We start from the raw sequence: 15,240 nt of genomic DNA, 5'->3' as shown, positions 1-15,240 counted from the left end.
TCAGTCAATTCCCTTGTAGAGCAGAAGGTCTAGAACACTGGAAATGACCAGTATAACAACAGTTGAAACCCGGGACCACGAAATAACAAGAATATGCGCGGTGTTTTTGGTTGTGCTGTGATTAAGGCTCATGCATTTATTCGCAGGTATTCGTTTTATTTATTAGTCTGATTCAAATAATTCATTTGAACTCCTGTTTGTAGCACTTCCAAACTTATTAAATCATCAATAATGCACTGCTGAACCACCTACTTTCCTGACCTGCAAAAGCAAAGCAGGCCTGACGCCTCCGTTTATTATCCAATAAATTTTATATTTGGTGAAATGTAAGTATTATTGCGAATTATGCACTAAATCAAGAAATACCAAAAAAAGACTATGAAAAAATACTTAAAAAATTTCGGGGTTCTCATGTTCGCTCTTGTTATGACCGGATGCAGTAACGATGATGGGGTAAGCACTGAAAACCCGCTTGACAAAGATACCGTAACCCTGGATAGTGAGGCTAATCTTTTTACCTGGAACGCCATGAATCTGTGGTATTTCTGGCAGGCCGATGTTACCCAACTCGACGATAGTGTTAATGACATCCGGAGTGATTTTTACACCTACCTTAACAGCTATGCCGACCCTGAAGACCTCATTGAAAATTCGCTTCGCTTCTCTGAAGACCGTTTTACCTTTTACAATCCTGAATACAGCACCCTGGTAGATGCACAGCAAGGTGTTTTTACCAGTAATGGATTGGAATACGGACTTGCCCGATTTGCAGACAATAATGATGTTTACGGTTATGTTAGGTATATCATCCCGAATTCCAATGCGGCTGGGGCCGATATTGCGAGAGGTGAGATCTTCACCCATGTAGATGGAGTGCAACTCAACCTGGATAACTACCAGGAATTATTATTCGGTTCTAATGCCAACTATACTTTAGGGATGGCCGATCTGAATGCCTCAGGCGTTCAGGCTGTTGAAGTGCGCAGTACTGATGTGGCGTTAAATGGAAAAGAGGTAGCGTTAACCGAAGAAGCCGGACTGAATGAAAATCCTATTTTTATTCATACCGTTATAGAGCAAGGAAGCTCCAAGATCGGGTACCTCATGTACAACGGATTTACCAGAAATTATGATACTGAATTGAATGACGTATTCGGAGAGTTTAAATCTCAGGGGGTAACCGACCTGGTTCTTGATCTGAGATATAATTCAGGTGGATCCGTAAACTCTGCCAGGTACCTTTCCAGTATGATCTATGGAACCAATACGAATGAACTGTTTTTAAAGCAACGCTGGAACAGCAAAATACAAAGTCAATTATCTGCCTCCTTTTTGGAAGATTACTTTGCTGATATGGTAAGTACAGAAGCCGGAAGTGTGCCATTAAATACCTTGAATCTTTCAAGAGTATATGTTCTAACTACCCGAAGCTCTGCTTCTGCAAGTGAACTGATCATAAACGGACTGGACCCTTACATCGACGTTATTCAGATCGGAGGCACAACAAGAGGTAAAAATGAATTTTCTATTACCCTGGTTGACAATCCGGACAACAGTTATATTTATTCTGAAAGCACCCGAAATGATATCAATCCAAGGGTTTCCTGGGCGATACAGCCACTGACAGGAAGAAACGAAAACTCTGTGGGCTTTTCAGATTATACGGCAGGTTTTGATCCTGAAATCCCGCAGCCTGAAGTTGTAGACAACCTTGGTATTCTCGGAGACCCAAGTGAACCCCTGTTGGCCAGAGCCATACAGGAGATCACCGGGATTTCTGCGAGAGCAATTCCTGTGGAAGGCATGGAGATCGATATTATTTCCAGTTCTTCCATGCAATACCCAACCAGGGATAATATGTACCTCGATGTCGAAAGCTTAAAATTGAAAAACTAAAAACCAACAAACGCTCCTTAACGGAGCGTTTGTTATATTTATTAGGTAAACATCCCCTTATGAAAAAAGCACTCCCCTTTTATTTGATCCTTCTGCTGGTTTTTATTTCCGCCTGTACCGATCAGGATGATAATATTTTTGTTCCGGATGCTGAAACCGAGATCCAGGATTTTATCTGGAAGGGGCTCAACACTTATTATTTCTGGCAGGCAGACGTTGCCGATCTTCGGGATGATCGTTTTGGCTCACAGGAAGATTACCAGACCTTCCTGTCTCAATACTCCGACCCCTCAGATCTATTCGATGCCTTGCTATCTCCCGAAGACAGGTTTAGCTATATTACTGATGACTATGTAGAACTGCAAAATGCCCGGGCCGGGAATTTTGACTCCAATGGAATGGAATTTGGGCTGATCGGTTATACCGACAGTGACCGGGTAGATGGTTATGTGAGGTATGTATACGAAGGATCGGATGCCGACCTGAAGGGAATTAAAAGAGGTGACCTTTTTACCGGGGTAAACGGTCAAAGATTGAATCGTGCTAACTATTTCGAATTACTGTTTGGGGAGTCATCGGGACAATACACTCTTGATATGGCAGCATTCGACACCCAGGATATGATCGTTCCGAACGGTCAGAGTGTTGACCTGGCGAAATCGCCGGCAACCCTGAACCCCGTATTTCTGGTAAAGACCTTTGACCTAAGCAATGGGGTCAAGGCAGGCTACCTGATGTACAATCGCTTTACAGCCACTTTTGACCAGAAGCTTAACCAGGCCTTTGGAGAGTTAAAGGCTGCGGGCATTGACGAATTAGTGCTCGATATGCGGTATAATCCCGGAGGCTCTGTAAACTCATCGGTCAACCTGGCCAGTATGATCACCGGGCAATTCAATAACGACCTTTTTGTAAGTTTAAAATACAATCAAAAACAACAGCGCTTTAATACCGATTATAAGTTCAGAAGTACCTTGTCTGGAGAGGGCATCAACAGCCTGGAGCTCACCCGCGTGTACGTTATTACCACTGCGAGAACGGCATCGGCCAGCGAGCTGATCATTAACGGACTTGACCCATACATTGATGTTATCCAGGTTGGAGATGTGACCACAGGAAAGAATGAAGCCTCGGTAACCCTTTATGACTCTCCTTCCTTTCGCTTCGATGATGAAGCTTTGAATCCGAATCATACCTGGGCCATGCAGCCCATCATTGCGAGAAATGAAAATTCCATCGGGTTCTCTGATTATATTGACGGATTCGTACCTGAAGTGCCATTGAGGGAAGACCTGAGAAACCTGGGCGTTCTGGGAGAGGTGAGCGAGCCGCTTTTGGCAAGGGCCTTATCACAGATCGACCCGAGTCTTGCTCCTAAATTCCTGCCCTTGCCAACTCTGGCAGGAAAAGAGCTGCTGGGTAGCGATTGGCATGAGTTGCTCAAGAATGACATGTACCTGGAAGATCCACTATAAAATAAATAGGGCCGCAAAGTGCGGCCCTATTTTTATTTGCTTCAAAAGGTATTACAAGGTGATCCTGACAGATGCCGCTATATTCCTGCCTCGGGTCGGGTAGCCGATGATCTCGGTATACGACTCGTTCAACAGGTTATTAAAACGAAGGCTACCTCTGAAAGTCTTTGAAAACTCATGAGACAACCCCAGGTTGAAGATATTGAAAGCATCCAGCGTTTCATTTTCAAAGGTGGAAAAATTAATATCGGCTCGGCTTCCGGTATACTGGTAGGCCAAATCCAAATTTGTTGACCCTCCCAAAGCATAGTTGATCGCCGTATTCACCTTATGTTTTGGGATCCTTAGAGCAGCACGGTCTCTGTTCTGGGTAAAGGTATAATTACCATTAAGGCTCAAAGATTCACTCAAGGTGGCATTGAACTCCAACTCTACCCCTTCTACCCTGAATGTTTCCGTTACGTTATAGTACTCCCCTTCAAAGGTCTCAAAATTAACAGTACGATAATCAATGAAATTTTCTTCAAGACGATTAAAGTACAAGCCACTTACCCTAAGATTTTGGGTACGGTACTCAGCCCCGCCTTCAACAGTTACATTCTCTTCCGGCTCCAGTTCAGGATTGGCACCAAAGGGTCCGTAAAGCTGAGAAATGGTTGGCGCAATAAAAGAGCTGCTGTAAGATCCCATGAATTTAAGGTAGTCATCCTTGAACTTGATCACGTAACTGGGATTCATGCTATAAGTAAGATTAGAACCATAATTGCTGTGATTATTCCATCGTACTCCTGTATTAAGCTGAAATCCGTATTCCGATATATAGACCATATTGGCATAAGGATCATTAATACTGAAACTCTCCAAGCCACCGGCACCCACATCAGCCTTGCTGCTAATATGATTCAACCCAACGATGGTATAAAACTTGTCATTGAATACATATTTATTATATATATCCATCACGAAGTTTTCGGCCTCATATACTGCCGGAAAGGCACTCTCAACCGCCCGGTCTATACTGTACCAGGCAGCATTTAAATACACGCCTCCATTTTGATACGTATATTCAGGAGATAGGGTGATCCTTTTCTGTTCACTTTCCGAAACATATTCAGCATCTTCCAGCGGAAATGAATTATCAAATTCTGATCTCAGGTCGTCATAAGAAACCCCGGCCTTCACCTTGAAGGCATCTGAGATGTTATATCCCAATCGCACCCCTGTATTGAACCTTCTGAAAGGATCACGCTCATTACCCTCTACGGCCGAGAGTCCGTCAGTATAGGTATGCCCGAATGAAACCGCATAATCAAGGGCACTCAGGGTTCCATTTACAAAAACAGAATTGGTAAAATCACGAACTCCATAATTTTGGTCGGTTGAAGATTGATTGGTACCTGCTGTAGAGGCAAGGGTAGCACCGATCTTTTCTTTTGCCCCCTGTTTCGTTGAAATTCTGATGACCGCGGTTGCAGCAGCATTCCCGTATAAAGTACTGGCTGCGCCCTTGATGATCTCAACAGATTCTACCTGTGAGACATCGATCAAACGAAGATCGTAATCTCCGGCGATCTGGGAAGGGTCGTTCATTTGAATGCCGTCAACCATGATCAACACCTGCCTGTTGTTACCTCCCCTGATAAAATAACTGAGATTTTGCCCTGCATTACTGCGGCTCCCGTTGATCTCGATACCACTGTAATTGTTAATGATGGTGGCCAGTGAATTTCCCTGTTGTTTTTCCAGGTCTTCTTTGGTGATACTGATCACTGTTTTTCCTGAATTTTCACGTTTCAGTTCGAAACGGCTGTCGCTTACCACTACCTCTTCGAGGTCAACCACCTCTTTCTTGTTTCGGTTTTGGTTTTCGTTCTCCTGGCTCCATACAGCTGTAACTGCAAAAAGACTCAGGCTCAATAGCTTGATTTGCTTTTTCATTAAATTGGTTTAAAGGGAAAAAAGTATGAGTTTACCCATACGCAAACTTTTATCCCGAAAGTTTGACATTTAATTACAGATCAAGGCAGGTCTCCTGGCTCGCTTTTCCGAAATTGGCCTTCCCGTTTCGTGAACAGTGGCAATGCAGTAATTTCGGAACCCTATGATGGGTTTAGCATACAGTTGCGGGAACAGCTCCGGACTCGTCCTGGCAGACTCTACCGGATTCCCTTTTAATTCTCGGCTGCGAAAACAGCGTTGAAACCAAAATCTGAAGCAAAAATAAACAAACTGTTCACCCTGCCAACTCAAAAAATAAATAATCTTAATTTTGCTGGACACTGATCCGTTATCTATGAAATCGTATCCTTCGGGAATTTCCTTCTTTTGCCTGTTAATCTTCAGCAGCCTTTTGGTACTATCCGGTTGTAATGACAATACTGCACCCGTGTCTTCCACCAATTCCGACGGGTATGCCACCGGGTTTCAGGTAAACAGGGTTTCTAAAGATCTTACCGAAGTGATCGTTACCCAGCCTTGGCCGGAGGCACAAAAGCCCTATAAGTATGCTTTTCTGGACAGAGAAGCCGCAGCCTCTGCCTCCCTAAACCGGGATGCCTATGATGCCATTGTGCTAACCCCGGTTACTTCGATAATCGCTACCTCAACCACCCATATTCCTGCCCTCGAAGCGCTGGGAGCATTAAAAAGCCTTCGGGGCTTTCCGGATACGCGTTATATCTCCTCAAAGAAGGCTGTAAAACTGGTGACAGATGGCAGCATACAAGACCTGGGGGTCAACGAATCGCTCAACACAGAGCTTGTACTTGACCTGGATCCTGAGGTGATCGTGGGGTTTAGTATTGCAGGCGAAAATGAAAGTTATGATGTGCTTAAGAGAAAGGGAATCCCGATACTCTACAATGGCGATTGGGTTGAACAGCATCCCCTTGGCAAGGCAGAGTGGATACGATTTTTCGGGGTGATGTTTCAAAAGGAACAAATTGCTGATAGTATATTTCAGGAAATTGCCGCACAATATAATCAAGCCAAAGCTTTGGCTGCCAAGGCCCAAAAACGCCCAAAGGTATTGAGTGGAGCCATGTACAGAGATGTCTGGTACCTTCCCGCCGGTGACAGCTGGGGAGCAAAGTTTATAGAAGATGCCAATGCCGATTACCTTTGGAAAGAATCAGAAGGCACTGGAAGCCTTAGCTTAAGCTTCGAGTCTGTACTTTCAAAGGCTGCCAATGCTGATATATGGATGGGAACTGCAGCTTTTACCTCCTACCCCCAGCTCACAGCATCTAATGAACATTACAATCAATTCAAACCTTTCCGGGAAAAGAAGGTCTACACCATCAGTAAAACCACCGGACCCCAGGGCGGTGTTTTATTTTATGAATTAGGCCCCAACAGGCCTGACCTGGTATTAAAAGATATGATCCATATCTTACATCCCGAATTACTGCCTGATCACAACCCCGTTTTTTACAAACCCCTTGACCTTGAATAGCAAGCAACGATATACACGGCAATTTATACTTTTAGGTTTCCTGTTCATCATAGCGCTTTTGATGAACATTAGTCTGGGTTCCGTCCATATTCCCTTTGACACTGTGTTATCTGCCCTGCTGGGTTCTGACCAGGCTACCGAAACACAACAATACATCATTAGCAGTTATCGCATGCCCAAAGCCATCACTGCTATTTTAACCGGGGCAGCCCTTTCTCTAAGCGGACTGATCATGCAAACCTTTTTCAGGAATCCCCTGGCGGGTCCCTTCGTTTTGGGTATCAGCTCAGGAGCCAGCCTCGGAGTTGCCTTACTGCTTTTAGGAGGAAGTGCCTTTGCCACAGTTTCTGTGCTCACCTCGGGAATTAGCCTGGCTATTGCTGCCAGCCTGGGCAGTTTTATCGTATTACTCTGCATTTTGGTGGTAGCAAGCAGGGTTCGGGATACCATGGCGTTATTGATCATCGGGCTTATGTTTGGCAGTATCACTACCGCTGCGGTAAGTGTGATGTCGTATTTCGCCAGAATGGAAAGTTTACAGCAGTATATTTTCTGGTCTTTCGGAAGTCTCGGAGACCTCAGCTGGTCGCAGATCAGGATCTTTGCCGTGCTAAGCATTCTCGGAATTATTCTGAGTATCGCTTTTATGAAACCCCTTAATTCCTTGCTGTTGGGTGAAAATTACGCCAAAAGTCTTGGTATGAATGTACAGCGGGTGCGATTTGTACTGATACTTATCACCAGCATATTAGCCGGAAGCGTTACTGCCTTTGCCGGCCCCATTGCCTTTATTGGCCTGGCCGTACCCCATTTAACCCGGCAAATATTCCGCACCCCTGATCATCGCGTTTTGTTACCGGCAGTGCTCTTGTTTGGAGCCATTCTCATGTTAATATGCGATACACTCTCTCAACTTCCGGGATATGAGTTCTCTTTACCCGTAAATGCGATCACCTCCCTGGTAGGTGCCCCGGTTGTCATTTGGCTCTTGGTACGTAAGAAAAGCATGCTATTTTAATATATTTGCAAAACACCAAACAAGACACAGCCATGACTGAGGGTTACCCGGTACTTTCTGTAAAAGATCTTCTGATGGGGTATCATACCTCCGGGGAGAATATACAGGTATCCGGTTCAGTAAACTTCGATCTTTTTCCGGGAGAACTTGCGGCTGTTGTAGGCCCCAACGGAGTAGGTAAATCGACATTGCTGAGAACTTTGGCCGGGGTTCACCCACCCCTGGGTGGAGATATCACCCTGAACAACCGTTCGTTAAAGTCATATTCAGCCAAAGACCTGGCTACCAATCTCAGTATCGTATTAACAGAAAAGATACCTGCGGGAAACCTGACCGCCGCTGAACTGATCGCACTGGGGCGTCAACCCTATACCAATTGGTTAGGCTCGCTGTCAGAAACAGATAAAAGCGTTGTTCGGAGTGTACTCGAAAAATTAGATCTTAAGGAGCTTCATAATAAGGCTTGCGGGGCTATGAGTGACGGTCAGTTACAGAGGGTAATGATAGGCAGAGCCCTGGCCCAGGACACTCCTTTGATTCTTTTGGACGAACCCACAAGCCACCTTGACATCTACCACAAAGCATATATTTTTAAGCTGTTAAGAACAATTGCGCACGATACCAAAAAGACCATCCTTTTTTCTTCGCATGAGATCGACCTGGCCATTCAGCTATGCGACAAGATATTAGTGTTACAACCTCGTGAGGCCGGTTTTGGAGATCCCTGCTCCCTCATCGAACAAGGCAGTTTCCAATCCCTCTTCCCGTCAGACCTGATCAAATTTGACAGCCGTTCAGGCAGTTTCAGAATAAAGAAATAACTCTAAGGCTTGGCCTCTATAACCTCTCTTAACTGACCCGCCACGCCACGTTGAAATAATTTATACAAAAACGCACTGATCTCCGGGGTCAAGTCGTACCCCTTATTGGCCCATTCATGACCACCTCCTTCAACCGTGTATAAAGCCATCGATTCTCCTGAGGCTGAAAGTGCATCAGCTATAGGGCCTGATCCCTTCAGGCGAATATAACCGGGTCTGTCTTCAGCACAGAAATGATGGGGAGCAGTACCATAAGGCACTAATTGGTCATCGGTTCCATGTACCAAAAAAGCAGGTATTTCCGGGTTATTTAATGACACCTCATCCAGTAAGGCTCCCGAAAAAGAGATCACTGCTGCTATTTTTTGGGTTTTATCCAAAATTCCATTAAAAGATGGATGATCTTTTGCATAGGCTGCATGTAACACCGCCTCTGCTCCTGCAGAACTACCTGCAAGCACCATTTTATCCGGATCAAAATTAAACTCTCTTGAAAATTTGGTAAGGTATTCCATAGCCTGCCCGATATTGGTTACAGCTTCTTTAAAGGTTTCTATCTTATCGGGAGCAGGACAATCACAGCCAAATCCTTCTTTCTTACCCTTTCGTGTAAGGTGGTATTCCATAGAAGCTACCACATAACCCCTGCCTGCCATTTCCATAGCAAATCGGGTTTCCAGGTCGCCATCCCGCTTGCCCGTATAAAAGCCTCCCCCATGAACCAGCAGGATAACAGGTGCCTTTTGTTTTTCCTTACGATGAGGTACATAATAAATATCCGTCTTTAGGGTGTCAGCATAGGTCATCGTAAGCCTGTTGATCTGATCATACTTTTGATCGGTATAGATACTTTGAGAGAATAGGCTGAATTGCACGAACAGAAAAAGAGAAAACAGGGTGATCTTCATTTGAGGTGATTTGGTTAAGTTTTCAAGATACAAAAAGAAGAATTCACACCCTCAGGCTGCGAACCTTAAATCTATCATGTAAACAATATATAGTATATTTACCCCTGCAACAAGGTTGCCTCTCCGGCAATTTATCTTTTTATCTAAAGCTTCAAATTTTACCGTTATGAACGAAACCCTGCTTTTTATTCTTATCAGCATTTTATTTCTTGCCATTGGCGTATTTCTGGGTAATTATATGCAGCGATTAAAAACGCAAAGCGTACTCAGTGCTTCAGATGCCAAAGCCGATGAGTACCAACGACAGCTGGAAAGCGTGAAAGCCGATCTTCGTTCCCATCTGGAGATCACAGAGAGGGTTAGGCAGGAAAAAGAAGCCCTGGCCGTACAGCTCAGTCGAAGTGAAGCCGACATGAATAATTTGGCAAGAAGGCACGACGAGCAAAAGGAAGAATTGAATAACCTTCAGGAAAAATTAAATAAGGAGTTCCAGGTGCTCGCCAATAAGATCCTGGATGAAAAATCGAAAAAATTCACCTCGCAGAACCAGGAAAATCTAAAGAATCTGTTAGATCCGCTGCAGGAAAAGATCAGGCTTTTTGAAAAAAAGGTAGAAGAAACCAACGAGAAAAGCGTGATGCGACATACCTCTTTAACCGAACAACTTAAGAACCTGCGGGAACTGAACGAACGTATTACCCGGGAAGCCTCTAACCTGACCCGTGCCCTTAAAGGAGATACCAAGATGCAGGGAAATTGGGGAGAGTTGGTACTGGAGCGTGTTCTTGAAAAATCGGGACTTCAGAAAGACAGTGAGTACTTTGTTCAAAACAGTTTTACCACAGAAGAAGGCAAGAGAGTAATGCCTGATGTGATCATACATCTGCCGGATAACAAAAAGATGATCATAGACTCCAAAGTCTCACTTATAGCCTATGAGCGTTATGTAAACTCTGAAGACGAAAACGAGCAAAAGGTCTTACTTAAAGAACACGTCAATGCGATCAATCGTCATGTTGACCAGTTGTCTGCCAAAAATTACCATCAGATCTACGAGATGGAAAGCCCGGATTTTGTGCTGTTATTCATTCCTTTAGAACCCGCGTTCGCCCTGGCAAGTTCTCATGACCACCAGTTGTACAATACGGCCTTTGAAAAGAACATTGTTATTGTAACTCCTTCTACCCTGTTAGCCACCTTACGTACTATAGACAGTATGTGGCAAAATGACAAGCAGCATAAAAATGCCATCGCCATTGCCACCCATGCAGGGCGACTTTACGATCAGTTTAAAAATTTGCTGGATGACCTGGAAAAGGTTGGAAAGCAATTGCAAACGGTGCAAAACACCTACTCTTCTTCCATGACCAAGTTAACAGGTAAAGGAAACCTGCTTACACGGGTAGAAAAACTCAAGACGCTAGGAGCCAAGGCCAGTAAACAGATCGATGAGAAATGGCTGAAACGGGCCAACGAAGAGCTATTGGAAGAACCTGAAAGCAATTCATAGACTTATCTTTTCATAAGTTCCACTGACAGATTTTATATTTGACCACTCATGAATGATTAGCCTTTACTTTTTTTTTGCATTGCCCAACCCCTCCAGGGCTCACGAACACCTCTAAAACAATAGAAAGGGTGTGAGTAAAAAAGTAACATTACAGTGAAACCAGAATCATTGGTACAATGCCCAAGCGCCGGCTGGCTCCCCTGGCTGCCGTCAGGCAGGTTCGCTAAAAAGGTCTGCAAGACCTTTTCTTTACGCTCAGTCCTGTCTAAGCCAGCTGAACCTGCCTACCGCAGGCAGGCTCACCACGCCTCCAGCGTGCCTCAAACAGCACCTGGCTTTTTACGGCAACTTCATCGAGCGGATCCTGGCCTGCCAGAACCTGAGGACAGCTTTTAATTCTTAGTTAGAACATAACTCAGTTAATCCAATTTGGGATGCTGGTTTTGGAAAGGACGAATATTTGCAGCAGGGCCGAGCGTTAAGAAAACAGCCTGTGGCTGTTTTTAGCGAACCTGCCTGACGGCAGCCAGGGGAGCCAGAAGGCGTGCCGGGAAATAAAGTTAAGTATTACGGTTCGTTTTATTCTCCTATTTATTATTGTTCTAGAGGTGCTCATTAGGGCTTAGCCGTTGCATCAAGGCAAAATGAACTTAAGCCAATGCATGAAAAGCTTTTTCTTTGGAGTAGTTCATCCTCATACCAGTACATAAAAATCTGGATTACAGAAATCTTGAAATTGAAAAAGCCGTTACAGCCTGCGTTTGCCGAATTTGCCCTGCAAAACCTTATTGGCAGAAATGACCTTTATAAAATAATTTCCGGGTTTGAGCTCTGAAATATCCATATCGCGACCGGGATCAAAGGGAAACTCCATCAGGGTGATCCCATTGAGGTCCTGAATGATCACCTTAGTAAACCCGAGATCTTCTTTAAGATTTAACCTGAGATACCTGTTTGAAGGCAACAACATCAATTCACTCGACTCTAACTTTTCAGGCTTGACCGTTTTCCACATGGCCACAGGTTCATCACCCTTGTGGTCAACCCCTTTTGGTGGCTGTTGGGCATATAAGAACCCTGATGAGAAGAGACATACAAATAGAAGTAATTTTAGAACCATACTTTTCTTTTGAAGTTAACAATTAAGACACAACATTCTGTAATACAGTGATTTAAATTGGATGTAATACCATAAAAAAAGGCGGGAAAGCTAATTGCCCTCCCGCCTGATTATAATATTACCTGAGAAGTAAGATTATTTACTCAGGTACATCTTTCTTCGGTGATACAGTTCATAGAACTCATCGTCTTTAAGACTGTCTATAAAGAGAATACTCTCTCCCGTACTCTTCATCTCCGGCCCCAGGTTCTTATTTACCTGTGGGAACTTATTGAAGGAGAACACCGGTTGCTTAATGGCATACCCTTCCAGCTGCGGATTAAAAGTAAAGTCTTTGATCTTATTATGACCTAACATGACCTTGGTCGCATAGTTCACATATGGTTCTTTATACGCCTTGGCAATAAAAGGAACCGTACGTGATGCCCTTGGATTTGCCTCAATGATATAAACCATATCGTCTTTGATGGCAAACTGAATGTTGATCAGACCCACCGTATTAAGCTCCAGGGCGATCTTCTTAGTGTGATCTTTGATCTGTTCGATGATCAGGTCTCCCAGGTTAAATGGGGGCAGGGTTGCGTTAGAGTCTCCTGAGTGAATTCCACAAGGCTCAATATGCTCCATGATACCGATAATGTAAACATCTTCTCCATCACAGATGGCATCAGCCTCTGCCTCAATGGCTCCATCGAGGTAATGATCCAGCAGTAATTTGTTGTTAGGTATCTTTCTAAGCAGATCTACTACATGTTCTTCCAGCTCTTCCTTATTGATCACGATCTTCATACCCTGACCTCCCAGTACGTACGAAGGTCTCACAAGGATCGGGAAGTCGAGCTCGTCAGAAAGCTTAAGAGCCTCTTCAGCCGTTTCAGCTACCCCGAATTCAGGATAAGGAATATTATTATCTTTCAGCAGTTTTGAGAAGCTACCTCTGTCTTCTGCAAGGTCGAGTGATTCAAAACTTGTTCCGATAATATTGATCCCATATTTATCGAGCTTTTCTGCCAGCTTCAGCGCGGTCTGACCACCCAGCTGTACAATTACTCCTTCCGGATTTTCATGACGAATAATATCGTAGATGTGCTCCCAGAAAACAGGTTCAAAATATAGTTTATCAGCCGTATCAAAATCAGTAGAAACCGTCTCCGGGTTACAGTTGATCATAATGGTTTCATACCCGCACTCTGCTGCAGCAAGAACTCCGTGAACACAACTGTAATCAAATTCGATACCCTGTCCGATTCGGTTCGGTCCGGAACCAAGAACAACGATCTTTTTCTTGTCTGAAACCTTACTCTCGTTATCAGCATATTTGGTGCCGTCGGCTGTCTCTACCACATCTTCAAACGTAGAATAGTAGTAAGGTGTTACTGCTTCGAATTCTGCCGCACAGGTATCTACCAGTTTATACACCCTGTTAATACCCATGGCCTCACGTTTTTTGTAGACCTCGCTCTCCCAGCACCCGAGCATATGCGCGATCTGACGGTCGCCATATCCCTTTTGCTTGGCTTCCAGCAACAGTTCCTTCTGAATGGTATCAATGTTGAAGGTTGAGATCTCCTTTTCCAGGTAGTAAAGCTCCTCGTATTGCTTAAGGAACCACATATCGATCTTGGTGATCTCATGAATTCTGCTCAGCGGAATACCCATCTGAATCGCATCATAGATCACAAAAACACGATCCCAGCTGGCATGGGTGAGCTTATCAATAATTACATCGTAATCTTTATAACCTTTTCCATCGGCACCGAGACCATTTCTTTTGATCTCAAGAGACTGGGTTGCTTTATGCAAGGCCTCCTGGAATGATCTACCGATTCCCATCACCTCACCAACACTCTTCATGGCAAGACCTAGTTCTCTGTCGGCCCCTTCGAATTTATCAAAGTTCCAACGCGGTATTTTTACAATCACATAATCCAGGGTCGGTTCAAAAAGCGCCGAAGTAGATTTGGTGATCTGGTTATCAAGTTCGTCAAGGGTATATCCCATGGCCAGTTTAGCGGCGATCTTTGCGATCGGATACCCGGTAGCCTTAGAGGCCAGAGCCGATGAACGCGATACCCTTGGATTGATCTCAATGGCAATAATATCTTCTTTGTCATCGGGGCTTACAGCAAACTGCACGTTACATCCTCCGGCAAAATCCCCGATGCTGCGCATCATCTTTATAGCCATATCCCGCATGCGCTGGAAGGTACGATCAGACAAGGTCATAGCAGGAGCCACGGTAATAGAGTCACCCGTATGGATTCCCATCGGATCCATATTTTCTATGGTACAAATAATAACAACGTTGTCGTTCTTATCCCTAAGAAGCTCCAGCTCATATTCTTTCCACCCCATCATAGCCTTATCGATCATCACCTCGTGAATAGGTGAGATCTCAAGACCGCGACTTAGGTGCATATCAAAATCTTCTTTTTTGTAAACGATAGAAGCCCCTGCTCCTCCAAGTGTATAAGAAGCACGTATCACCAGCGGGAAACCAAATTCCTGGGCGATCTCTTTTCCTTTAAGGAAAGAAGTTGCCGTAGCCTGAGGTGCCATTGGCACCCCTATTTTGGTCATCAATTCCCTGAACTGTTCGCGGTCTTCCGTAATGTTGATCGCATCAATATCCACCCCGATCAGCTCAACTCCGTATTCTTCCCAGATTCCCTTTTCATCAGCTTCGATGGCCAGGTTCAGTGCGGTTTGCCCTCCCATGGTTGGAAGAACTGCATCGATATTGGGATGATTTTTAAGGATCTCAATGATCGATTTGGTGTTAAGCGGCTTTAGGTATACATGATCGGCCATGGATGGATCGGTCATGATGGTAGCCGGGTTACTGTTGATCAAGACGGTTTCAATACCATCTTCTCTTAACGAACGTAAGGCCTGAGACCCCGAATAATCAAATTCACAGGCCTGTCCGATCACGATAGGACCTGATCCAATAATTAAGATGCATTTTAAATCGTTTCTTTTTGGCATTTTACTTATTTAAGTTGAAGGGAAAATAGTGATACAAAAGGGCAAAAAAA

At 44.3% G+C, this 15,240-nt stretch carries 10 protein-coding genes and 1 riboswitch; of the genes, 6 read left to right on the top strand and 4 right to left on the bottom strand.

Features of this window, described 5'->3' with window-relative positions:
- Positions 1-378 precede the first annotated feature (378 nt).
- The gene (locus E7Z59_RS07355) at positions 379-1,896 is read left to right on the top strand and encodes a S41 family peptidase (RefSeq protein WP_136335675.1); all 1,518 of its coding nucleotides are present in this window, start codon (positions 379-381) and stop codon (positions 1,894-1,896) included.
- Between the two features lie 59 nt (positions 1,897-1,955).
- A complete protein-coding gene (locus E7Z59_RS07350) occupies positions 1,956-3,371 on the top strand; it encodes a S41 family peptidase (protein WP_136335674.1) in 1,416 nt (471 codons plus the stop codon).
- Positions 3,372-3,422: 51 nt separating this feature from the next.
- On the opposite strand, the gene E7Z59_RS07345 is transcribed toward E7Z59_RS07350, so the two are convergent.
- Positions 3,423-5,309: a TonB-dependent receptor plug domain-containing protein gene (locus E7Z59_RS07345; RefSeq protein WP_136335673.1), complete on the bottom strand. Its 1,887-nt coding sequence runs from the start codon at positions 5,307-5,309 to the stop codon at positions 3,423-3,425.
- A gap of 67 nt (positions 5,310-5,376) precedes the next feature.
- Positions 5,377-5,593: riboswitch (cobalamin riboswitch) on the bottom strand.
- Between the two features lie 71 nt (positions 5,594-5,664).
- On the opposite strand from E7Z59_RS07345, the gene E7Z59_RS07340 reads away from it, so the two are divergent.
- Genes E7Z59_RS07340 through E7Z59_RS07330 form a run of 3 tightly spaced genes read left to right on the top strand, consistent with a single transcriptional unit; the run spans position 5,665 to position 8,664 of the window.
- Positions 5,665-6,825 (top strand): ABC transporter substrate-binding protein, encoded by a 1,161-nt coding sequence (locus E7Z59_RS07340; protein WP_136335672.1) that lies wholly within the window; start codon positions 5,665-5,667, stop codon positions 6,823-6,825.
- Complete coding sequence (locus tag E7Z59_RS07335) at positions 6,818-7,843, top strand: FecCD family ABC transporter permease (protein WP_136335671.1); 1,026 nt, start codon at positions 6,818-6,820, stop codon at positions 7,841-7,843. Before E7Z59_RS07340 ends, E7Z59_RS07335 begins: the two co-directional genes overlap by 8 nt.
- Before the next feature lie 32 nt (positions 7,844-7,875).
- Entirely contained in the window at positions 7,876-8,664 is a 789-nt protein-coding gene (locus tag E7Z59_RS07330; RefSeq protein ID WP_136335670.1) for an ABC transporter ATP-binding protein, read from the top strand.
- Positions 8,665-8,666: 2 nt separating this feature from the next.
- Here E7Z59_RS07330 and E7Z59_RS07325 read toward each other — a convergent pair whose 3' ends face one another.
- Positions 8,667-9,572, bottom strand: a complete 906-nt coding sequence (locus E7Z59_RS07325; RefSeq protein WP_136335669.1) for an alpha/beta hydrolase — start codon at positions 9,570-9,572, stop codon at positions 8,667-8,669.
- 166 nt (positions 9,573-9,738) lie between these two features.
- Here E7Z59_RS07325 and rmuC point away from each other — a divergent pair, with 166 nt between their 5' ends.
- A complete protein-coding gene (rmuC, locus tag E7Z59_RS07320; RefSeq protein ID WP_136335668.1) occupies positions 9,739-11,082 on the top strand; it encodes a DNA recombination protein RmuC in 1,344 nt (447 codons plus the stop codon).
- Positions 11,083-11,830: 748 nt separating this feature from the next.
- Here rmuC and E7Z59_RS07315 read toward each other — a convergent pair.
- Both E7Z59_RS07315 and carB read right to left on the bottom strand, forming a co-directional pair.
- On the bottom strand, positions 11,831-12,202 hold the full coding sequence (locus tag E7Z59_RS07315) for a T9SS type A sorting domain-containing protein (RefSeq protein WP_136335667.1): 372 nt from the start codon (positions 12,200-12,202) through the stop codon (positions 11,831-11,833).
- A gap of 135 nt (positions 12,203-12,337) precedes the next feature.
- Positions 12,338-15,190 carry a carbamoyl-phosphate synthase large subunit gene (gene carB, locus E7Z59_RS07310; protein ID WP_136335666.1) on the bottom strand — a complete coding sequence of 951 codons (2,853 nt, stop codon included), beginning with the start codon at positions 15,188-15,190 and terminating at the stop codon, positions 12,338-12,340.
- Between the last annotated feature and the right edge of the window lie 50 nt (positions 15,191-15,240).

Origin of the sequence: Robertkochia marina (assembly GCF_004799345.1) — a bacterium.
Lineage (GTDB): Bacteria > Bacteroidota > Bacteroidia > Flavobacteriales > Flavobacteriaceae > Robertkochia > Robertkochia marina.
The sequence above is the reverse complement of the archived record's forward strand: the minus strand, read 5'-3'. Positions and strand labels throughout refer to the sequence as shown.